This window comes from Pannonibacter sp. Q-1, assembly GCF_054073275.1.
Window position 1 is genome coordinate 349,763 of the sequence record NZ_JBSXNB010000004.1, and the last position, 21,685, is coordinate 371,447.

The 21,685-nt window shown below is 62.0% G+C and carries 15 protein-coding genes and 2 pseudogenes; 13 read left to right on the forward strand and 4 right to left on the reverse strand.

What is annotated here, in order from left to right; all coding sequences use genetic code 11:
• Positions 1-64: 64 nt before the first annotated feature.
• Together ACVNHC_RS13090 and ACVNHC_RS13095 are read left to right on the forward strand one after the other, a co-directional pair.
• Positions 65-838: a hypothetical protein gene (locus tag ACVNHC_RS13090; protein ID WP_457167507.1), complete on the forward strand. Its 774-nt coding sequence runs from the start codon at positions 65-67 to the stop codon at positions 836-838.
• 1 nt (position 839) lies between these two features.
• Positions 840-4,031, forward strand: a complete 3,192-nt coding sequence (locus ACVNHC_RS13095; protein WP_457167508.1) for an SIR2 family protein — start codon at positions 840-842, stop codon at positions 4,029-4,031.
• Between the two features lie 42 nt (positions 4,032-4,073).
• On the opposite strand, the gene ACVNHC_RS13100 is transcribed toward ACVNHC_RS13095, so the two are convergent.
• Positions 4,074-5,651 (reverse strand): reverse transcriptase domain-containing protein, encoded by a 1,578-nt coding sequence (locus ACVNHC_RS13100; RefSeq protein WP_457167509.1) that lies wholly within the window; start codon positions 5,649-5,651, stop codon positions 4,074-4,076.
• Positions 5,652-6,129: 478 nt separating this feature from the next.
• Positions 6,130-6,885: an SDR family NAD(P)-dependent oxidoreductase gene (locus ACVNHC_RS13105; RefSeq protein WP_457167510.1), complete on the reverse strand. Its 756-nt coding sequence runs from the start codon at positions 6,883-6,885 to the stop codon at positions 6,130-6,132.
• A 159-nt stretch (positions 6,886-7,044) separates the two neighbouring features.
• On the opposite strand from ACVNHC_RS13105, the gene ACVNHC_RS13110 reads away from it, so the two are divergent.
• The 5 genes and pseudogenes from ACVNHC_RS13110 to ACVNHC_RS13130 all read left to right on the forward strand — a co-directional run.
• Entirely contained in the window at positions 7,045-7,923 is an 879-nt protein-coding gene (locus tag ACVNHC_RS13110; protein ID WP_457167511.1) for an AraC family transcriptional regulator, read from the forward strand.
• A 358-nt stretch (positions 7,924-8,281) separates the two neighbouring features.
• Positions 8,282-8,659 (forward strand): annotated as a pseudogene (locus tag ACVNHC_RS13115) (PepSY domain-containing protein); the annotation flags it as partial.
• Positions 8,640-9,620: an FAD:protein FMN transferase gene (locus ACVNHC_RS13120; RefSeq protein ID WP_457167512.1), complete on the forward strand. Its 981-nt coding sequence runs from the start codon at positions 8,640-8,642 to the stop codon at positions 9,618-9,620. The pseudogene ACVNHC_RS13115 and the gene ACVNHC_RS13120, both read left to right, overlap by 20 nt.
• A gap of 4 nt (positions 9,621-9,624) precedes the next feature.
• On the forward strand, positions 9,625-11,505 hold the full coding sequence (locus ACVNHC_RS13125) for a heavy metal translocating P-type ATPase (RefSeq protein WP_457167513.1): 1,881 nt from the start codon (positions 9,625-9,627) through the stop codon (positions 11,503-11,505).
• Positions 11,502-11,600: pseudogene (locus ACVNHC_RS13130) on the forward strand (VIT1/CCC1 transporter family protein); the annotation flags it as partial. The gene ACVNHC_RS13125 and the pseudogene ACVNHC_RS13130, both read left to right, overlap by 4 nt.
• A gap of 125 nt (positions 11,601-11,725) precedes the next feature.
• Here ACVNHC_RS13130 and ACVNHC_RS13135 read toward each other — a convergent pair.
• A complete protein-coding gene (locus tag ACVNHC_RS13135; protein ID WP_457167514.1) occupies positions 11,726-13,105 on the reverse strand; it encodes a GntP family permease in 1,380 nt (459 codons plus the stop codon).
• Between the two features lie 332 nt (positions 13,106-13,437).
• Positions 13,438-14,559, reverse strand: a complete 1,122-nt coding sequence (locus ACVNHC_RS13140) for a baeRF11 domain-containing protein (RefSeq protein WP_123194524.1) — start codon at positions 14,557-14,559, stop codon at positions 13,438-13,440.
• Between the two features lie 783 nt (positions 14,560-15,342).
• On the opposite strand from ACVNHC_RS13140, the gene ACVNHC_RS13145 reads away from it, so the two are divergent.
• The 6 genes from ACVNHC_RS13145 (at position 15,343) to ACVNHC_RS13170 (ending at position 21,680) form a co-directional block, all read left to right on the forward strand.
• Positions 15,343-16,263 carry a helix-turn-helix domain-containing protein gene (locus ACVNHC_RS13145; RefSeq protein ID WP_457167515.1) on the forward strand — a complete coding sequence of 307 codons (921 nt, stop codon included), beginning with the start codon at positions 15,343-15,345 and terminating at the stop codon, positions 16,261-16,263.
• Positions 16,264-16,351: 88 nt separating this feature from the next.
• Complete coding sequence (locus tag ACVNHC_RS13150) at positions 16,352-18,445, forward strand: TonB-dependent receptor (protein WP_457167516.1); 2,094 nt, start codon at positions 16,352-16,354, stop codon at positions 18,443-18,445.
• Positions 18,439-19,452, forward strand: a complete 1,014-nt coding sequence (locus ACVNHC_RS13155) for a class I SAM-dependent methyltransferase (RefSeq protein ID WP_457167517.1) — start codon at positions 18,439-18,441, stop codon at positions 19,450-19,452. The genes ACVNHC_RS13150 and ACVNHC_RS13155 overlap by 7 nt, the downstream gene beginning before the upstream one ends.
• Entirely contained in the window at positions 19,445-20,371 is a 927-nt protein-coding gene (locus ACVNHC_RS13160; RefSeq protein WP_457167518.1) for an ABC transporter substrate-binding protein, read from the forward strand. The genes ACVNHC_RS13155 and ACVNHC_RS13160 overlap by 8 nt, the downstream gene beginning before the upstream one ends.
• Complete coding sequence (locus ACVNHC_RS13165; protein WP_457167519.1) at positions 20,368-21,102, forward strand: ABC transporter permease; 735 nt, start codon at positions 20,368-20,370, stop codon at positions 21,100-21,102. The genes ACVNHC_RS13160 and ACVNHC_RS13165 overlap by 4 nt, the downstream gene beginning before the upstream one ends.
• Positions 21,099-21,680 (forward strand): ABC transporter ATP-binding protein, encoded by a 582-nt coding sequence (locus ACVNHC_RS13170; RefSeq protein ID WP_457167520.1) that lies wholly within the window; start codon positions 21,099-21,101, stop codon positions 21,678-21,680. Before ACVNHC_RS13165 ends, ACVNHC_RS13170 begins: the two co-directional genes overlap by 4 nt.
• Positions 21,681-21,685 lie beyond the last annotated feature (5 nt).

Sequence of the window (21,685 nt, forward strand, 5' to 3'; positions counted from 1 at the left end):
TCTTACCTTTGCCCAAGTTGACGATCTTGCCTTCGCGGCGGAGCGAGGGCGACTGGAGGGAGGCGTGCCTGACGGCATCTGCTGGACGACCAGCGATCTTGGCCCTCTCATGGAGCTCAGTCACTTGGCTGCGGCTGGCTTTCTACCAACTCCCGAGTCGGGGAGTTGGCTGAACCTTGATGGCATGGCTGATTTCTATCGCGCTATGATCGATGGTAAGCAGCAGTGGCTACGTGCGGAAAGCCGCGATTTTGGTTTTCTTCGGACTGAGGCTCGACCACCAGCCGAGACCACCACATGGACCGCCTTTGGCGTGGCCGCCCAGAAGGCCGCTATGGCAGCGGGCTTTGAGAACAAGGTCGCAGGACAGTTGGTTGGCGCGATCCTGGAAATGCAGAGCAACATTTACGAGCATTCCGAGGCGTCGCAGACCGGGATGCTGATCTTCCGTTCCGCGCCCGGCGTGTTTGAATTCGTTGCGGCTGATCGAGGGATTGGGGTGCTGGAAAGCCTTCGCAGCGGCACCGCGCACGCGAGCCTCGCGGACAACGGAACAGCCCTGCAAATGACGCTGACGGAAGGCTGCTCACGCTTTGGCGATGGTATCGGCCGAGGCATGGGCTTCCGGCCCTTATTCATCGGGCTGGCAAATCTTCGCGGTTCCCTTCGGTTCCGCTCGGGAGACCACGCCCTGATCATCGACGGTGACCATCCCACCTTGGTCATGGCACGCCTCGCCCAGAAGCCGTCCCTACGCGGATTCCTCACCTCGATCCGCTGCACCATTGACGCAGAATCTCAGCGATTGCGCGAGGCTTCCCAAAGGATAAGCGCCTAATATGACTGCGGAACCACTCAAATCAGCCGTACGCGAGGAAGATATCTCACTTTCCCTCGACGCTTTCGTCCGATCTATTGGCGTCAGGCGAGCGACTCCACATGCGCTCTTTCTAGGGGCAGGCGCATCGGTCAGTTCCGGCATCCCATCGGCGCAAGCCTGCATATGGGAGTGGAAACGAGACCTGTTCCTCACCAACAACCCCGGTCTTGAAGAGCAGTTAGCCGAGCTATCGCTGCCCAGCGTGCAGCGCCGCATCCAGCGTTGGTTGGACGCGCAGGGCATGTATCCACAGCACGGGGCGGCCGAGGAGTACGGCTTCTATATCCGCGCCTGCTTTCCCATCGCCGACGACCGCCGCGCCTTCTTTCAAGAAAAAGTGCGCGGTGCGCAGCCGCATATCGGCTACCGGCTTTTGTGCCATCTCGCGAAGGCCGATCTTGTCCGCTCCGTCTGGTCTACGAATTTCGATGGGCTGCCGGCGCGCGCCGCCGCGAATTTCAGCCTCACGCCTTTCGAGGTCGGGATAGACACGCAGGGTCGCGTCGCTCGTCCAGCGAACGCAGGCGAGTTGCTGTGCGTCTCGCTGCATGGCGACTACCGATACGATGAACTCAAGAACACGCCCGAGGAACTCCAGCGCCAGGAAAAGGCCTTGCGCCGCGCTCTGATTGACGAGTTGCGCCAGCGCACCCTGATCGTCTGCGGTTATAGTGGGCGCGACGACTCCATCATGGAGGCCCTTCATGCTGCCTGCGCAGAGCAGGGTACAGGCGCACTGTATTGGTGCGGCTACGGCGACGGTGATGTCCCAGAGCCGATTGCCCGCCTGATCGCTCACGCCAGAGCACACGGCAGGCAGTCCTTCTACGTTCCCGCGCTCGGCTTCGACAATTTAATGGCCCGCGTTGCACTGCATTGCCTTGAGGGCGAGCGGCGCGAGGCGGCGCGCAAGGACATTGCCGCGCTTGCCCCAGCCGACCTTCTCGCGCGAGCACCGTTTCAGGTGGCGGAGCATCGCGCGAACACCCTCATCAAGAGCAACGCCTTCGAGATCGATTGTCCGGCGGAGGTGCTTTCCTTCAATCTCATCTCCTGGCCATCAGAGAAGGTCTGGTCATGGGTGCGGGAGCAGACCGGAGCGCGCCCGGTCGTCGCAGTACCTTTCAAGGGGAAGATTCTCGCGCTCGGCACGGTGGACGAAATCAAGGACTGCTTCGGCGAGAACATCAAAGGACCGATCGAGAGAACACCGGTTAGTCCCGACGAGTTGCGCTACGAGGATGGCGCGATTGTCAATCTAATGCGCGAAGCGTTCGTGCGCTCAATGGCGCAGGCCGTCGAGGTCGAGACAGACGGCCAGTCTGAGCTTTGGCTGAAAACGCCGCTCAAGAAAGTGCGGCAGGACAATGTGCAGTACCATGCGCATGAATCGGTCATCGTGTTTCTGCGCCGCGTTGGTGGCACGCAGTACGTTGTCCTCAAGCCGTCAATCAAGGTGCTGGACCAGAACGGAGCGGAAGTGCCTCACGAGGTCGCCGGACCGGTCAAGCTCGGCATTCTCGGCTACCAGCACAACAAGCCGTTCAACAGTGCCATGAACAAGTGGCGCGGTCTGCTCTTCCCGAGGGAAAAGCCATCCTCTTTCGAGTTTCCGAGCGGCGTGGGATCGAGCTTCAAGTTTCGCGTCCGCCGCTCCCCGGTCTTCGCACAGATCGGCCTGCCGTACGGCGGGCGGGCCACCAATATCACGCAAAACCTTCACCCCCTCATCAAATACAAGGGCCTTGAACTGACCGAGCCGACCCTTTTGTTCTGTGACAAGCGTGGAACTGGTACAAATACTGACACGCATCCGGTACGGGGTCTCGCAGCGAACCGCCCCTTCGATTATCCGCTCACGCTCAAGGGGCTTGTGCCGTCGCTGCGCATCGGCGTGATCTGCCCGCGCTCCGAAGCGCCGCACGTACGCGGCTATCTTCAAAAGGCCAATCAGGGACACCGTCCCGCCGACTCGGAGCGTGACTACCTCGTCGACTATCCCGGCTTCCAGCAGGCCTATGGCCTGCCCATCGAGATTCCCGAGCCTGGCGCGCCAGGCTGGGCTTATTGCGCGGAGCCTTCGAGCACCGGCGCGCAGACGGGCGCGCTATCGGTCGCACAGCAGATCACGGGCGCTCTTGAGACGCTGCGCTCCTCCTATGCGCCACACGTCGTGCTTATTTTCTTCCCGCGCCGTTGGGATCACTTGCGCGGCTACCGCAACGAGCACGAGCGATTCGACGTGCACGATTTCGTTAAGGCCTACGCCGTCCAGCGCGGAGTCGCGACGCAGTTCCTGACCGAGGATACGCTCTCGGATACCCAGCAGTGCCGCGTGTGGTGGTGGCTGTCGCTCGCGCTCTATGTCAAGGGGATGCGCACGCCGTGGGTACTTGGTGGCCTTGACGAAGACGCGGCCTATGTTGGGCTCGGGTTCAGTATTGATCGGAACGCCGCGAAGGGCAGTCACATCGTTCTAGGGTGCAGCCACATCTACAGCGCGCGGGGCGAGGGTCTGCAATACCGGCTGAGTAAGGTTGAGAACCCCATCGTAAGGGGTAAGAACCCCTTTATGTCGCGGGACGACGCCCGCCGCACCGGGGAAACCATTCGTCAACTTTTCTTCGACGCTCGCATGAAGCTCCCCCGGCGCATCGTGTTGCACAAGCGCACACCGTTTCTGAAGGAGGAGCGCGAAGGGTTGCTCGACGGGCTCAGCGGCATCGCCGCCATCGACATGCTGGAAATCGTCGAAGATCTCGCCCTTCGTTACGTCGCGTCGATGCCGCGCCGTGACGGCACCATCGATGAGGATAATTACCCGGTACGGCGGGGCACAGTCATGAAGCTCGACAACTTTACAGCCTTGCTGTGGGTCCATGGGGCGACCGCCTCGGTCAATCCGAACCTGAAGTACTTTCAAGGCAAGAGGCGTATTCCCGCACCGCTTACGGTCCGGCGTCATGCAGGCATTACACCTCTCGACCAATTATCTGCGGAGATACTCGGGCTTTCCAAGATGAACTGGAACACGTTCGACCTTTACACCAAATTGCCGGCGACGCTTCAGTCCTCCAGTGAAATTGCCCGTATCGGCTCGCTACTCCAGCGGTTTGGCGCGGCGTCATACGATTATCGCCTCTTCATCTAATAATCAGGAGCATCGAACGTTTTCCCCATCTCCACCTAAAAGTTATTCAGCGAGCCAATCGTTCAGCATCTCTATCCGGATAGCGAAGTCCCGACCTTCACCAGGGCCACCTTTATGAATGATTCCCGCGACCGCATCGTTATCGTCGAGGAGAGGGCCGCCGGACATTCCTTGCGACAGCTTCTGTGTGACCTCGATCAGCTTGACACCATGTTTGACAGGTAGCGAACTCACCTTCCCATCCCGGACATTTAGCCTGTCGCCTGGGCCAAAGCTTGGATAGCCGACAGCAACCAGCCCTTCACCGACCACAACGGAATGGTTCGACTGCTCAAGTTCGAAATACTCGGTAGCCGGGATTGCATGTTCGAGAATAGCAAGGTCACGAGGCTCGTCGCGCTTGAGTACTTTCGCCTTGAAGGCGTTAGACGGCTTGGTCGGATGGTAGACCTCGACTTCTTCCACGCCCGCGACACAATGGGCAGCAGTGACCAAGCCGACGTCCCTGAGGAAAAAGGCGCTGCCCTGCGCCATTTCGCCCTCGAAATGCTCGACAACCCATACAGCCCTGTCGCGAACCTCAGCCGCGGTCGGTGTCACCTCGATCTTACGCTCCGGGAAACTAGCGTTGAATCGAACCGCAATCGATCGAAATACGGGGTCAGATTGGCCCCGGATGTGTCTGAGCCAAGTGATTTTTCCCTCAAGATGTTTACCTAGATCGGATGCACCGCCGTGACTGCTCTCAAATTTCTCCTGCGCAGCTTTCTTTCCCAGAGTCTCCACTGAATAAATTGCTGCACGAATATTCCTGACATAGCGGCGATCAACATTTAGCAGCTCGTTAATCTTGAGCCCCGTAACTGTTCGACGTGAGTGCCGGTCGGCATAGTGTGCTTTGTCCGGGTTTATCGCAAATCCGTTGCTAACGATGATATTGCGGAAGGCTGGCGCAAGCAGATCGGGGGCGAAATGCCCCGAGGGTGGGACCGCCTCGAACAGCGTCGTCATTGGCTGGTGACTCGAAAGGGTGATGTCGTCCGCGTAGCGCGTATAGATACACCGTGAAACCTTCGCGAAGGCAAGTAGCTCCTTATCTAAGCGAAAGCAGATCATGTTGGAGAGGACGGGACTCGTCGGCGCACCTTGCGGTAGGTGAGCGTTGTGACAGCACAGTCGGCCAATGATGCTCGCCACTCGACTGTCGATGCCAAGTGACTCGAGGACGCCGGTGATCCGATTTTCGGTGATCGAGGGAAAGAAATCCTTCAGGTCGATGTTGAGCACAAAGCGCTTACGCAGATGCGCTAAAGCATTGGTTTTTACGGACTTTCCAGCGACAAAACCATGGACTGGATTCCGGGCGCGATAGAGCTGGTCAAGCAACGGCGCGATCTTCCGTTGAAGGTATTTCAGGCGCTTGTCGGGCGCGTTGATGATTCTGGACTTGCCGTTCCCCTTGGCGATCTCGAACCGGTGGTACATGCGACCGCGAAACCACCAGATCTTTTTCAGTTCTTTGGCCGATACGCCCAGATAGATAAGAAGCGCCGCCTCACTAGCCAATTCGGGAGGTATTGCGACCCGGACAACGGGAATACCAAAAAAGGACGGCGGCACGAGGTCTCCCTTCCAATCACGCCATGTGTCGCATTGTCGATATGGCGCGCACGATATGTGCAGACGTTAGCTCTTACGCCGCAGTTACTACAGCGCGTATGCGAGGGGAGACCCCGTGAAGGAAATCTATCAACTCGCGGAGGAGTCATCTAGACTATATGTTCGTGTCGATTGACGATTTCCGCGCGTTAGATTCCGTTCCTAGATGTCGTTTTGGAGGGCTATAGCGTAGACGTAGTTCTCTGTTTCATCGGCTTCGGCCCGCCATAACCGCCGATTGCCCTCTATAGTGCGATATTTCCGCCGATTGCCGCACGTTCACCAGGCGGCATGCGAGACCGCCGATTCTATGCTACAGCCCGCTCATAATGCTCGAGTCCCCTGCGAACTTTTCGCGAATCAATGCGTGGAGATATGATGCCTCCTTCTGAGGATAAGGGCACTCTGTGAGTACGGAGTGCCCTCAGTGCATTGTCGATCAGATTGTCTGGCCACCCGAGACTTCTATCCGCTGAGCCGTGATCCAGCGGTTGCCGTCGTCCAGAAGATTGGCGACCATCATCCCGATATCGTCGGGGAGCCCGACGCGGCCAAGCGCGGTCATTTGAGCGAACTGGGCGTTCACGTCTGAGTTGTCGCGCACCAGCCCGCCACCGAAATCAGTCTCGATCGCGCCGGGGGCAACGGTGTTGACGGTGATGGCACGACCACCAAATTCCCGTGCCATGTAGACCGACAGCATTTCAACGGCAGCCTTTGCAGCAGAATAGGCCGCGAAACCCGGATATGAGATCCGCGTCAGTCCCGAGGAAAAGTTCACGATCCGCCCACCATCCGCCAACAGCGGCAGAAGGGCCTGCACCAAAAAGAATACACCCTTCACATGGACGTCGAACAGACCATCGAACTGGGCCTCGGTGGTTTCGGCGATCATCGCAAATTCGCCGTGACCGGCATTGTTGATCAGATGATCGAAGCTGCCGCGGTCCCAGACATCGCGAAGTGCCGACTTCAAGGTTTCGGCGAAGGCGGGAAAGCTTGTAGGCTGCGCCATGTCGAGACGCAGGGCCACGGCCTTGCGACCCAGAGCCTTTATTTCGGAAACCACTTCTTCAGCCTGCGCCTCATTGCCACGATAGGCGACGATGACATCACCGCCCCGGCGCGCGATGGACAATGCGGTATTGCGACCGAGACCGCGGTTGGCGCCGGTCACGAGGGAAATCTTGCTCATATCGAACCCTTTCTGTTTTGCATGAGCATTAGATAGGGCAAGCCACGCCCGCTCAGTTGCCAATTTCTCGCTTGGTTTTGCTCATTTCTCTCGGATCGCTCCGCTGATCCCGCTTTTGTGGTAAAGAAGCCGGTGCTACTTCTTGCTGGAAACCATCATATGATCTCTTCATTGCTGGCCTTGTGCCGTCGATACGCAGACGCCCATGCCGATGCCAGCGGTGCTGCGATGCCCCCCGTGCCGGGGCTGGTGATCATTCGCTCCTTGCATGCAGGAGAGCTGCAGGTTGCTGTCAACAAACCGCTGATCGCGCTTCTGCTGCAGGGTCGCAAGAGAGTTTCCTCAGGCGCAGACAGCCATGAGTATGGTCCGGGAGAGGCCCTTGTGATCTCTGCGGATGTGCCGACGGTCAGCGTGATCACGAAAGCCAGCCCCGCCGCTCCCTATTATGCGCTGATCCTTGAACTCGATCCGGTTATTTTGCGAGATCTGATGATCGGTACGTCGAGGGCGAAAAGCACGGCCTCTCCTGTCCGCATTGAGCCGGTGGATGAACATGTTGCCGATGCTGCACTCCGGCTGGTGCGGTTGCTCGACGATCCCGAAGCACTGACTGTCCTTGGAGGAGGGTTGCTCCGTGAGATGCATTATTGGCTTCTCAAAGGCAGACACGGCGACACGATCCGGCGCCTCGGTCTCGTTGACAGCCATGCAGAACGCGTTGGCCGCGCCATCGCGCTATTGCGCAGGGATTTCGCCAAGACGATCCGCGTCGCACAGCTTGCACAGGAAGCCGGCATGAGTGAGCCCGCCTTTCATCTGCATTTCCGGCAAATCACGACCCTGTCCCCTTTGCAGTTCCAGAAACAACTCCGCCTGATTGAAGCACGGCGGTTGATGCTTGCGGACGGCACGAGGATTTCGCAGGCCGCACACGAAGTCGGATATCAGAGTATTTCCCAATTCACCCGCGACTATGGCCGACTGTTCGGCGCGTCGCCCGGACGAGATATACAACGAACGAAAGAACAAGCGTGACAGGGAATGTCTTCAATTGTGCATTCCAAGTCGCCAAAGGTGGTGACCAGGACGCTAACGTCGCAAGCCTCTTAATTTTGTAGGGCTATAGCGCAGGCGTAGTTCTCTGTTTCGTCAGCTTCGTCCCGCCACTCTTCTCTTTTCAGTGACATCAGTTTCCCCGGCCAGCACCCTCTTTGGGCAGTTTTTGTCTGGCGTCATCCTCGCACAGCCACAACAAATGCAGGCATGATGTGGGCACCGGTGCTGATCTTCGCGTGCTCTCAAGTTCCGCCGCTCGTTGTTCCCGATGCATCACGCCATCGCCGAACGGATGGCCGATGACCATCTTCCATCCTGCTTGCGGTGCAGGACTGCGACCGGCATCTGGCCGCTGGCCGGATTCATCCGCGCCAACGGCCGCCGCCGCCCGGTGCATCTGTTCTTCCGCATGCGGAATCCGGACAGCGATTTCCTCTATGGTGACGATCTGGCAGGGTGGCAGGCCGAGGGGCGGCTGTCACGCCTCTCCACGGCCATCTCGCGCGGAGCACAGCCGCGCCATGTGCAGGATGCGCTGCGGGCCGAGGCGGCGCAGGTGGCGGATGCGATCCGGCAGGGCGCAAAGGTCATGGTCTGTGGCGGGCGTGACATGGCGCAAGGCGTTAACGGTGCTTTGGAGGACATCCTTGCGCCGATGGGCCTGACGCCCGCGATGCTGAAGGCAGGAGGGCGCTATGTCGAAGATGTCTACTGACCTGATCCGCCACGCGCTGAACGGCCCGGTCATGGGCACAAGGTGGAGCGCGCTGTTCTTTGCAGAGCCGGACTTCGATCCCGCCCCGGTGCGGGCCGCTCTTCAGGCGGCGGTGGAGGTAGTCGATGCGCAAATGTCCACCTGGAAGCCCGGCAGCGATCTGATGCGTCTGAACGCAGCACCCGTTGGGAAATGGCAGGACATCCCTTCCGACCTGGCGCAGGTGCTGGATCTGGGCCTGGCGATTGGCCGCGCCTCGGGCGGGGCCTTCGACATCGGGATGAGGGACGCGGTGCGGGCCTGGGGCTTCGGCCCCGCTACCGCCGATCCGCAGGCGATCCGCACCGCCATGCAGGCGCCCCGCCGCCCGGCCCATGAGGTGCTGGACCTCGACGGCAACAGGCTGCGGAAGAATGCACCCATCGTGCTGGACCTGAACGGCATCGCCAAGGGCTATGGCGTCGACCGGCTGGCCGAGGTTCTGTATGACCACGGCATCCGCAATGCGCTGGCCGGCATCGACGGTGAGATGCGCGCCATGGGTCTGCGCCCCGGCGGTACCCCCTGGACCATCGCGGTCGAGGCGCCGGACCGCGACCGCCGTGCGCCTCATTCCATCCTGACGCTTCAGAATGCGGCAGTGGCCACTTCCGGCGACTATCGCCACTGGGTCACGGTCGAGGGCCGAAATCTGTCACACACCATGGACCCACGGCGCGGCACACCGCTTCTCGCCTCCCCCGCATCGGTGAGCGTGATCGCGCCCACCTGTGCCATGGCCGATGCCTGGGCGACGGCGCTGATGGTGAGGGGGGCGGATGCGGGTGCGGATCTCGCCCGGACGTTCAGCCTCGGCGCCCTGTTCCTCATGCGCGATGACGCAGGCGGCGTGCAAAGTCTTGGCTTTGGATGCCTTTTTTCGGACGAGGCTGCGGCCACTGCCCCGGCCCTTGGAGATTGACCCCTTGGATCACGCACGATCAGACCGGCTGAAGAGCCTTCTCCTTGGCATCGCCCTTGCGGGTCTCCTGGCCGGGCTGGGGTTGCACTTCGGCAAACGCGCAGACCTTGCGCAGGCCCTCTGGTTAGCAGGCGTGGTGCCGGTTCTGGCGGCTCTTGTGCTGGAAATCCTGCGCAGCCTTGCGCGCGGCGAGGTGGGCCTCGATATCGTGGCCGCCCTGTCGATGTCGGCGGCGCTAACCTTTGGCGAGACGCTGGCGGCTGCCGTCGTCGCCGTCATGTACTCGGGCGGCACCTTCCTTGAAAGCTTTGCAGAGGGGCGCGCCCGCCGCGAGATGCGCGACCTCTTGTCCCGCGTGCCACGCACCGCGGCGCGCCACCGCAATGGCGGGCTGGAGGAGGTGCCGCTCACCGGTATCGTCCCCGGCGACCGGCTGCTGATCCGTCAGGGCGATGTCGTGCCGGTGGACGGGCGGATCGCGTCTGCCTCGGCCTTCCTCGACACATCGGCGCTGACGGGGGAGTCCCTGCCCGTCCGGCTGGACCGCGGCGCCGAGGCGATGAGCGGATCGACCAACGCGGGCGACGCCTTCGACCTCGAGGCCACGCACGAGGCGAAGGACAGCACCTATGCCGGGATCGTCCGGCTGGTCGAGGAAGCGCAAGCATCCAAGGCGCCGATGGCGCGGCTCGCCGACCGCTGGTCGCTGGGATTTCTGGCTGTCACCATCGCCATCGCCTTCGCCGCCTGGTGGTTCACGGGCGACCCGATCCGCGCCGTTGCGGTACTGGTGGTGGCCACGCCCTGCCCGCTGATCCTCGCCGTGCCGGTGGCGCTGGTGGCGGGCCTGTCGCGCGCCGCGCATTTCGGGGTGCTGGTGAAGGGCGCAAAACCGCTGGAGGCGATGGCCCGCATCCGCACCCTGATCCTGGACAAGACCGGGACCCTGACCGACGGGCGCCCGCATATCGTTAGCATCGACAGTCATGGCGGGATGGGCGCGGATGATATCCTGCGCTTTGCCGCAGCACTCGATCAGGCGTCGAAGCATCCCGTCGCGCAAGCCATCGTGGCGGCGGCAAAGGATAGGGGCATGCCCCTGCCAATCCCCGAGGACGTGGCCGAAATACCGGGCGAAGGCGTCATCGGCTTTATCGATGGCCGCCAGGTGATTGTGGGGGGGGAGGGCTTTGTCGCAGGCCGCGTGGGCCGGATATCGGGTGACCACCCGGAACTGGCGGCTGGATCGGTCATGGTGGCCGTGGCCGTCGATGGCCGCATGGCCGGACATCTGGTGATGTCCGACCCCTTGCGCGAAGGTACCGCCGCAATGCTGGCGGGCCTGCGGCGGCAGGGTGTGGCGCGCATCCTGCTCGCCACCGGCGACCGAGCCGAGGTCGCGCTACGGGTGACGGATGGACTTGGCCTTGACGGCATCCGCGCGGGCCTGACACCCGATGAAAAAGTGCTCCTGGTCCTGAGCGAGCGCAAGAACGGCCCCGTGATGATGGTGGGAGACGGCGTGAACGATGCTCCCGCGCTTGCCGCCGCTGATGTCGGTATCGCCATGGGCGCGCGTGGCGCAGCAGCCAGCGCCGAGGCGGCCGATGCCGTCCTGCTGGTGGACCGCGTGGACCGCATCGCCCCCGGGATCGAGATTGCCCGCCGGTCGCGCCGCATTGCACTGGAAAGCGTTGTCGCGGGCATCGGCCTGTCGGTCCTTGGCATGGTTGCGGCCGCCTGCGGCTATCTCACTCCGGTGCAAGGAGCACTGCTGCAGGAGGCGATAGACGTCGCCGTCATCCTGAACGCGCTCCGCGCCTTGCGTATCTCACCCGCAGGCCTCGCCGCACAGCAAACCCGACCTGAAGGTGCACCTGCATGAGCCGCCTGTCCCACTGCGAAATCCACATGGTGGATCGCACCGGCTGGCTGCGCGCGGCGGTGCAGGGAGCGAATGACGGGATCGTCTCAACCTCCAGGTAACCGCGTGACGCCACCCGGCACCACCGGGATGTCATGCAGGTCCTGCGGACGATTGGCCCAGCCTGAAAGGCTGAGGGACGAAGCATCTGCCACAACAGTGCTTCCCTCATGCCTCTCCGTCAGAAACTGCCGAACACCGTGCCAATGGCCACCAGCACCACAAGGGCCAGCACGGGGATGGCGACCGCGACCATGAAAATGTCCCGGTAGGCTTCCCGGTGCGTCAGCCCGCAGATGGTCAGCAGGGAGATGACGGCGCCGTTGTGCGGCAGCGCATCCAGTCCGCCTGTCGCCACCGCCGTCACCCGGTGCAGAAGATCGGGAGATATTCCAGCCGCCTGCCCCATGGCCAGATAGGTCTCCCCAAGTGTCGAAAGCGCAATCGACATGCCGCCCGAGGCTGACCCCGTTATCCCCGCCAGAAGGCTTGTACCGGCCGCCAGCGAGATCAGCGGATTGTCCCCGCCAAGCGTGACCACCCAGTCACGGATCAGCCCGAACGCCGGAAGGGAGGCGATCACGGCGCCAAAGCCGACGAGGCTTGCCGTGTTGAAGATCGGCATCAGCGCATCCTTGGCGCCTTCGTCCAGCGTCCCGGACAGGCCCTTGACGAGCCGCCGCCAGTTCATGGCCACCAGTGCCAGAGACGCAAGGGTCAGTGCCGCAATGATCGACCAGACCCCGCGCAGGGCGCCCACATCGGTTGCGCCAAATTCGGGCTGCGCCAGATAGCCCGTGTCCATCGCCGGGATCACGAAGAAGGTGAATCCGAGATTGAGCGCCAGCACGAGCACCAGCGGCGCGGCGGCCACCAGCAGCGCGGGCGAGGCACCCGCATCTGGCCCGCCCGCCTCGCTGTCCGGCTCTCCGTAGCCCGGGCCAAGGGCGCGTGTGCGGTATTCCAGCCAGGCCCAGCCCAGCCCCAGCATCAGCGCCCCGCAGATCAGCCCCAGTCCGGGCGCTGCAAAGGGCGTAGTGCCGAAATAGGGCATCGGGATCGCATTCTGGATGGCGGGCGTGCCGGGCAGCGCCGTCATGGTGAAGGTGAAGGCCCCGAGGGCGATGGTCGCCGGGATCAGCACCTTGGGCAGGTTCGCCTCCCGGAACAGCGCGGAGGCAATGGGCCACACGGCAAAGGCCACGACAAACAGCGACACCCCGCCATAGGTCATCGCGGCGCAGGACAGGATCACTGCCAGGATCGCCCGGCTTGGCCCCAGCCCGCGAATGATGCCATCGGCCAGAACCCGCGCCGAGCCGGAGGCCTCCATCAGCTTGCCGAACACCGCCCCCAGCAGGAACAGCGGGAAATACTGGATGATGAAACGGCCGGTGGCCTGCATGAAGACCTGCGTGTAACTGGCCAGGAGCGGACCGCCCTCGGCAAGGAACACCGCCAGCACCGCCATGGCCGGGGCCAGCAGCAGCAGGCTCACCCCGCGATAGGCCAGAAAGATCAGGACAGCGAGGGTCAGCAGGATGACAAGGATACCCGTCATGGCCTAAAGCCCCCTCACCCGGCAGCACCCGCATGCGAACAGCAGCCCGCTGCCCTGAAGCGCCAGTTTCATCTTCTTGCAAGTCTCGGCGTTGCCCATGTCATCCTCATGCTGCATCGCAGCAACATATCCGGACGGGCACGGCGGCAATACCCGGAGTTTTACCGATCCAGGCCTGTAACACCAAGGCTTTCGATGCTGGCGCATCACGCCTTGAAAAGGCTCTGGCAGCACAAGGGTCTCACCCGGTTCCTGCCGAAGACCGGAAAGGGCCGGAGTTTCCCCGGCCCTGCCTGTTCATTCATTTTGCCCGGTGCCTCAAGGCGGCAGCGTCAGATGGCATAGCGCAGGATTGCGGCCAGTTCCCCCCCTTCCGGGATATCCTCCCGGCGGGCGGCCAGCACGCGGCCGCCATTGGCAAGCACGCGTCCGGCAATTTCGTCGATCACATCATAGCTGGCGGCGCTGTCCGTCTTTTCGAGCGAGATGGCTCCGGTTGTCTCGTCGACAAGGCCCGGAACCACGCTGTCCATGTCCACAAGAAGGGTATCAACCGCCCCAAAGGTTGCGGCACGCGCGGCGCGGCCCACATCCGAGACAGCCCGGTTCTCCGCCCCTCTTTCCCTGAAGAGCGCGCCGAACCCGGCGATGGCCGCCGCATTCAGTTCATCCATGATGGCGCGCGCCTGGCTTCCAAGCTCATGGGCCGGCAGATTGACCGGGCTCGTCTCGATCGCCGGGCCGGCGAGATGGCCATAGCTGTTGACCGAACGGTACATCGACAGCAGCGGCTGTGTCGCGGCAAGGATCAGAGGCTCGGACCGTCCGGACAGCAAGCCCCTGAGGGCGGCATCAATCTGGCGGCAATACTGGCGCAGATGGTGCTTCTGGCCCTCGCCTCCCCCCAGGCGGCCTGAATAGCTGCGGGAATTCACATTGGCGGTACCGGCAACCGAAGCGGCATCCTTCGGGAGATTGGGCACACGGATCTCCTGCGCGGGCTGGTCACCCAGCAGCTCGATCACGCGCACCTCGTTCTCGGCCAGCGCCAGAATGAACGCATGCTGCGGCAGCGAGACGGCGCGCAGAAGGGGCTTCAGATGAAAGCGGTCAGCCACCTGAACGGTTTCGCTCAAGTGGTTCGGCAGCCGGTAGCTGCGCAACCAGTCCGGGGTCACAAACACCGCGAGGCTGTTGGCCTGAAGGCGCCAGAATTCGTCATCATCCATCAGATCATGCAGCTGTTCTTCGATGGGCCAGATTGTCCGCTTGGCAACGCCTGCCGCCTCAAGCTGGGCAACCGCATCTGCGGCCAGCTGCTTGAGACGTGTCCGTGCCGCGTCAATGTGCTGGGTCTCAGCTGTGGTTTTTACGTATATACTGACCAGAGCCTCCCCGCGCTCGGCAACAAGTTTGGTGATCTCGGAGTGCGTTGGAATATCGACATAGAGCATATGGACGTTCTCTTTTGCGAGTTGCAGTGACTTTACGCTCGAGCCTCTGGCTCACGCGCCCGGAATACATTTCGCGCAACCGCTCCGCCGCATGGATGTCATACCGCAAGCAATCACGCTCCTTTTGTATCTATGCACTGCGGCGGGAAATATAAGAGTTGAAGGGCGAAAAAGAGGTCGCAGATGCAGTGCCGTTCATCGCAAAGCCTGCATGCCAGTCAGGGCTGCACGATGTGCCTCGCCGGAGCTTGCCGCGTCTTCCCGCACCGCAAGAGTGATCTGCAAAAAAAAGACCTGAGCGGGGTAGTTCTGCCTCCTCCCGGTGAAACCTGACGTTCACCTTGAGACGCTCCGTTATCAGCGGCTTCAGCCGAGGAGACCGAGGCGCTGGTTTGTTCCTCTCCCGGCCATCTTCCTCCTATCCAAGCAGAACCCGCATCCTGCAGAATGCGGCTGTAGTCCTACAATCCAGTTCTGCCGCAGCAAGTGCCCAGACGTAGGACAGGAGAGCAATCCTAGCAAAAGCGGGAAGCGGTTTTACGTCCGGAACTGCGTGAAAACCAATAGATGGAGCACTTCCGGCGGCCCCGTCTTGATTGCAAGTGCTCTGAGGCCGCGGCGGAAAGAACGCGTCAAGGCCATGCCGCGTGACTTGTCAATGAATGCAAGATGTCGGATGGTGGAACTGCAAGCCCATGAGCCAGCTTTCCCAGACCAGTTGAGACAGCCAGATGGACTGCGCGCGGCCGGAACCGGCTGGCGCTGCCGCCAGGGGATACTTGCATGAGCCTGATCGAGCCACATCGTTTCATCCCCCATGAAAACGGCCGCACCACCAGCGTCACCTTGCCGGGCCTGCATCGTGACACCCATGTAGATGTCTTGCGGATCGGCCGCGGGCTGGTGCTGGCACATAGCCATTTCTCCCCGGCACAGCGGCACGAAGATGAGATCCGGCGGCCCGAAGACCAATTGATCCTTGCCTTCAATCTCAGCGGCCGCATGGTGCTTACAGGTCCCGACGGCGCACGCCATGAAATCAGCGGGGGTGAAGGCTGGATCATCCGGTCGGGCGGCCGCCGCCTGCACCGGGTTGTGGAAAAGGATGTTGGCTGCTCGAACCTCGTGATTTCACAATCGGTCCATATGCTTGCCCCGGAACTGCTGCATCTGCTGGATCTGACCCTGCCACCGAGCGCACCGTTCCGCCGCCTGCGCCTGCCAGTGCCGGGCGGATCGGCACTCGAGCACCTTCTGGATGGCCGCACGACTCCGGCCGCGATGCTGCGCAAGGAGGGACAGTGTCTCGCCTTGATCGGCCATGCCATCGAGGAACTGACCGCGTGCCCACGGCCAGGCTGCGTGACAGGCGATACAGCGTTGCTGGTACAACGCCTGACGGCCCTTCTTGCCGAACGGCTGGCAGAGACCATCTCCATGGCAGACATCGAACGCGAAGCCGGGCTGAGCCATGTCACGCTGAACCAGATCTTCCGCAAGGCAACGGGGATGACCGTTTTCGAACGGCTGCGCGCGTTGCGCCTGGAGGCTGCAGAACGCATGGTCCGTCTCACGGACCGCAGCCTGACGGAGATTGCGGGCGACTGCGGCTTTTCCGATGCCAGTCATTTATCCAATGCCTTCCGCAAGCGCTTCGGCTCAACGGCAAGCGCCTGGCGGCAAAATATGAGGCAAAAACTCTGAAACTTTCGCCCGATGCAAGTTCTTTTTCGCCAGCTACAAGCCTTGATGCTGAACGCATGACAGGTTCCCTCCGAAAAGGAGGCCGACCATGTCCCTTGATACCCGCTTTCGCTCGCGGCTGCGTCCAGCTGCCATCCTCACATTGACAACAGTGCTTGCCAGCAGCGCACTACCGGCAAGCCCGCAAGCAGAGGAAGCTGTCACAGACTTGCAGGCCATCACGATCTTTGCCAACTACTGGGAAGAGATGGCGTCAAAATCGGCAACCACCGCCACAATTCTGACAGGCAGAGACCTCGACCGGCCGGCAACACCCGATCTTGATGCCGTGGCAGAGCGGTCGGCCAACACGGTGTTCCAGCGGGCCAATTCGCAGGCGCGCCTTGTCGTGCGGGGTGTCTCCGCCTTCGACAATGCCTTGTCGGACCCGGTCGGATATCTTGTCAATGGCGTGCCTCTCCCCATGGGTACGATCCAGCTGCCGCATTTCTTTGGTGCCGAAACAGTCACATTGCTCAAAGGGCCTCAGGGAACGGCCTTCGGCCGCAACTCTGAAGCCGGGCTTCTCTCTTTCGATACGATCAGACCGGGCACACGGGAAGGTGTCACGGTGCGCATCGGGGCCGAGGGTTCGGATGCCGGCGCAGCGCCTGTGGGCGGCAACGGATCAGCCATCTGGTCAGGCCGTATCGAGGACGGCCCGGGACTGGCCTTTGGCTTGGAAGCAGCACACGATCCGGGCGTCATGAGCAACCCCGTTACCGGCAGCAAGAATGGAGGAAAGTCCCGACGTGCCACCGGTTTCGGCGGGCTTGAGTGGGAACTGAATGACGGCGGCCATTTGCGCCTCACAACCATGGCCGAAGACCAGAAGTTTAACAAGGAACAGTTCCGCTATGTTGCCGGACCGCTGGCGACGGAGCGGTTTCAAAGCGCCTATTCCGACCCCTCCTCGGAGAACCGGCGCAGCACCGTTTCGGCCCTGCAGTTTCAGACCGTCTTCGACACTTTTGATCTCACTGCGATCACCGGTCTTGCCACTTTCGACCGGGACTTTCAGCTCGATTTCGACGGTTCGCCGCTGCGGCTGGGTGTAACCAGTCTGGACCTGCGCGACAGAACAGTGTCGCAGGAAATCCGCCTCACCTCAGCGGGCGCTGAGCCCTTGAAATGGACTCTCGGTGTGAGCGGCTTCCGCCAATGGACCAGGGCTGACTTCAATCTCGGCTCCATGAGCACAGACCGGCACACGGAGATCGACCAGACGGGTGCCGCCCTGTTCGGTTTTGCCGAATATGCACTGAGCGACCGGTTCCGCCTGGGCTCAGGCCTGCGGATTGATCATGTATCCTCAAGGGCCTGGCAGCGTTTCACCTCGCCGCGGTCCAGGCTGCGCTACAGCGGCAGCGACCATTCGACCGCAGTCCTGCCGAAACTGACTGCTGCATATGACGTGACCGGAGCAACCACGGTGCATGCCAGTCTGACACGCGGATACATGCCGGCCGGCTACAATTACGGCTTCGCCAACAGCGAAGCGAGCTTTGGCTATAACGCCGAGCATAGCTGGACCACCGAGGCAGGCATCAAACATGAACTCGGCAACGGGGGCTCGCTGGCACTCGCGGCTTTCCACACCACGGTGAAAGACAAGCAGATCGCCGAAACGATCCCTGGTGCAGCACAGTTCATTTCAAATGCCGGCGAAGCCAGAATCTACGGCATCGAGGTAGAAGCCGTTGCACCGCTTGGCCACGGTTTCGAGCTGGTTGCGAATGCTGGCTGGCAACGGGCTCGCGCAACATCACTCCAAACCACGTCGGTCAATGTTGCCACCGGTACGCTGATGCCGGTCAACTGGTCGGGCAACGCCCTGCCCCTCGCCCCGGATGTGACCTGGGGTCTCGCCCTCTTTCACCGTGGCGAGGTGTGGAGTGGCCGCATCAGTCTGAGCGGATCGGGCAGTTACTGGTTCGATCCTGGCAATACCGTAAAGCAGAAGGGATACATGACCGTCGATGCAGAGGTTTCCCGCAAGATCGGCAACGGCGAACTGACCCTCTGGGCAAAGAACCTGTTCGATGAGGAATATTACAGCGCCGCCGCAAGCACACCGCGCGGCGTGGTGGCAGAAGATGGCAGTCCGCGCAAGATCGGCATGACCTGGCGGCTGACATGGTAAACCTGCAACGGGAAACAGGCGCCGGACGCCTGCTCGCCACCCTGGAAGGGCCTGTGCGGCACACGCTGCTGATGTGGGCGCTGGACACGGACCTCTTCAACCGCTGCTGCAACCCGGTCAGAGAAGAAGAACTCAGCCGTTCCATGAACCTGCCGGAGCGCCAGTTGGGTCTTGTCCTGCGGGCACTGGTGGCGGCCGGGCTTCTGGAACAGTGCGAGGAAGGGTTTTGCACCGCCGCGGACATTCTGCCCTTCGTTGCCAGCGGAAGCAGCCGCAACATGACCGAAACGTTGCGCTCCATGGCCCAGACACGGCTCACAGGTCTGGATCAGTTCGGAGCGCTTGTAGCCGGCCGCAGCGTAACCGGCCACAAGCGGCTGTTCGACGATGCACACTGGGATGCAAGCCATCGGGCGCTCAGTGCCTTCCATCAGGCGCTGGCGGCCGAATGCATGGTCGCATGCCTGACCGGACTGCCCGAATGGGCAACTGCCCGGGATATTCTCGAGGTCGGAGCAGGTTCCGCGGTTCTGGCACGCCGTTTACTGGCAAAACGACCGGACCTTGAAATCACGCTCTTCGACCTGCCGCCGGTGGCACAGCGGATCGAGGCCGAGGCAGCCGGTCTACCCCTTCGCGTTTGGCCGGGCAGTTACACACAGGCACTACCAGAGGGCACATTCGACATCATCTGGTGTTCGATGTCGCTCTACTTCCACAATCAGGGCATTGCCGAGTTGATCGGCAGGCTTGCACAGCGGCTGAAACCGGACGGTGTGCTCGTCAGTTTTCATGAGGCCCTCACCGGTGAGCGGACCGCCCCGCCAGAACATGTTCTGGGACGGCTGCTCCCGGCGCTGCGGCAAGGGGATGTGTCCTTTGCCGATGGCGAGATTGCCGGGGCGATGGCGGCGGCCGGACTTGTCCGCGCTAGCCATTCCATACACGACACTCCTTTCGGCCGGTTCCGGCTGGATGCAGCACGCAAGGACGACACTCATGCCTAGCCGCCGCCCATTCCTGACCGGCTGTCTGCTTGCCCTGGCCTTCCTGGTTCCGCTAAGATCCGAAGCTGAAGAGATCGTACTATCGGGCCCCCCGATCTGGGAAAGCGCGCCGCTCGTGGCCCTCGCGGAGACACAACCTGTTGCTGGTGTGACTTTCATCTTCCGCCCGTGGACAAGCCCCGAGGGTCTGCGCAAGCTGATGCTGGACGGCGTGCCGGCCATGGCGGTGATGCCAGCACCAACCGCTGCACTGTTCGAGGCCAATGGCATCCGCCTTACGCTTCTGTCAGCCACTGTGACGGAGGGCAGCTTGTCGGTGGTCGGCAGGGGCGCTCCAGTCAGCTCGCTCCCAGACCTCAAGGGAACGAGCCTGGCATTACCGTTCAAGGGTTATCTTCCGGACCTGCTGATGCGGCGGATTGCGGCGCCAGGGCCTGAAAGCTGGCAGCCATACTACACAGGCAGCCTGAATGCAGGCATGCAGCTGCTGCTCGCAGGCAAGGTGGAGACCGCACTGCTTGCCGAGCCCATGGCGTCCCTCGCCATCGCGCAGAACGCCGGGCTCATCCGTCTGGCCGATCTTTGCCAGCTGTGGCGGAACGCAACCGCGTTGCCCGATTGCCCACCTGCAGGCGTGGTCGCCATGAACCAGGCGCAGACCAGTCGGCCAATACTCAAGCGCGCCTATCAGAACGCTTTCAAACGTGTGGCTGATGATCCGGGCTCAGCCGCAGTGTTGCTGAGCCGCTTTTTCCCCGAACTTGCGCAGGCGCAGGAGGGTTACAGCCGCATCATCGCTCGGGATCTGCCCATGCCGGAACATGCGCCGGCGCTTGCGGCATTCTACGCCGAGCTAATGGCAGTTGAACCTGCTGCCATCGGCGCTGTGCTGCCAAAGCCGGACTTCTACGGCCAATGACACGTCAGCTAGGCTTTCTGGCAGGGCTGACGGCCCTGGTGCTGCTCTGGTCGCTTGCAGCGCGCGAAACCCTGCCTGCAGTTCTGCCTGGGCCGCTGGCAGTTCTCCAGGCGCTCTGCGGCCTCTTCTCCGACACCGGCTTCTGGCGGGACACCTTTTTGCCCAGTCTCACCCGCGCTGCTGCCGGGCTTGCACTGGCCCTGGCAGCGGGCGTGCCGCTCGGTCTTCTGGCATGGCGCAGGGGGCTTGTTTCCGCCTTCCTTGGGCCGTTGCGCCTGCTGCTGATGGGGATCCCTGCACCCATCCTCGCCATTCTCTGTATTCTCTGGTTTGACGGGGGCACTGTTACGGTTGTTCTGACCGTATCCGTCCTTCTGCTTCCGGTGTTCCAGATCGCAGTGGCCGAGGGAATGTCCGCCATCGACCCGGAGCTGGCCGAAATGGCGCGCGTGTTTCAGGTGCCACTGCTGCCCCGGCTGCGGCGGATCGTGCTGCCGGCCGTGTGGACAGCCTTCGGCCCCGCGCTCCGGGTTGCAGTGGCCAATGCCCTGCGCGTGACCCTGCTGACAGAACTCCTTTCCGGCGCCGAAGGGCTCGGCGCGGCTGTACAGCGGGCGCAAAGCTGGCTGCAGACCGACCGCCTGTTTGCACTGGTTATAGTTATCCTCCTGCTGATCGGGCTCGCCGAAACACTTCTCTCCTTGATCGTCAACAAACGGCACCAGTCATGAGCCTCTTTGCCTGCGACAAGATCGGACTGCAGTTTCCTGGCCGCCCTGCGCCAGCCTTCAACTGCATATCATTGTCGATTGAGACAGGAGACTGCCTGCATATCACCGGCCCGAGCGGCGCGGGTAAGACAAGCCTGATGCGGGTCATTGCCGGGCTCACCAGGCCGACATCCGGCCGCATCATGACCAGGCCCAAACGCATTGGCATGGCGTTCGCAGAGCCCCGGCTCATTGGTGGCCTGAGTGTGCTGGACAATCTGCGATTTGTTGCCCCCCGTGCCGCCTCGGAAGCTGAAGCTCTGCTGGAAGCGCTGGATATTGCTGCCTTGGCCAATACTCCGGCCAGCAGCCTGTCCAAAGGTCAGGCTCAGCGGGTTGCGCTCGCCCGGGCTCTGCTGGTCCATCCTGAAATCCTGCTCCTTGACGAGGCATTGAGCGGTCTTGACCAGTCCGCCTGGGCTCTGGCACGCAGCTTGATCGAAGCACAGCACCTCCGGGAGAACATGGCTATCGTCGAGATCTCTCACGATGTCTCCAGAACTGTATCGCGCGGCGGAAAGACCCTGCAGCTGACGTAAGCCCG

Coding starts and splice junctions, on each gene's coding strand:
- ACVNHC_RS13095 (WP_457167508.1), top strand. CDS start 840: ATGACTGCGGAACCACTCAAATCAGCCGTACGCGAGGAAGATATCTCA.
- ACVNHC_RS13105 (WP_457167510.1), bottom strand. CDS start 6,885: ATGAGCAAGATTTCCCTCGTGACCGGCGCCAACCGCGGTCTCGGTCGC.
- ACVNHC_RS13110 (WP_457167511.1), top strand. CDS start 7,045: ATGATCTCTTCATTGCTGGCCTTGTGCCGTCGATACGCAGACGCCCAT.
- ACVNHC_RS13120 (WP_457167512.1), top strand. CDS start 8,640: ATGTCGAAGATGTCTACTGACCTGATCCGCCACGCGCTGAACGGCCCG.
- ACVNHC_RS13135 (WP_457167514.1), bottom strand. CDS start 13,105: ATGACGGGTATCCTTGTCATCCTGCTGACCCTCGCTGTCCTGATCTTT.
- ACVNHC_RS13140 (WP_123194524.1), bottom strand. CDS start 14,559: ATGCTCTATGTCGATATTCCAACGCACTCCGAGATCACCAAACTTGTT.
- ACVNHC_RS13145 (WP_457167515.1), top strand. CDS start 15,343: ATGAGCCTGATCGAGCCACATCGTTTCATCCCCCATGAAAACGGCCGC.
- ACVNHC_RS13150 (WP_457167516.1), top strand. CDS start 16,352: ATGTCCCTTGATACCCGCTTTCGCTCGCGGCTGCGTCCAGCTGCCATC.
- ACVNHC_RS13155 (WP_457167517.1), top strand. CDS start 18,439: ATGGTAAACCTGCAACGGGAAACAGGCGCCGGACGCCTGCTCGCCACC.
- ACVNHC_RS13160 (WP_457167518.1), top strand. CDS start 19,445: ATGCCTAGCCGCCGCCCATTCCTGACCGGCTGTCTGCTTGCCCTGGCC.
- ACVNHC_RS13165 (WP_457167519.1), top strand. CDS start 20,368: ATGACACGTCAGCTAGGCTTTCTGGCAGGGCTGACGGCCCTGGTGCTG.
- ACVNHC_RS13170 (WP_457167520.1), top strand. CDS start 21,099: ATGAGCCTCTTTGCCTGCGACAAGATCGGACTGCAGTTTCCTGGCCGC.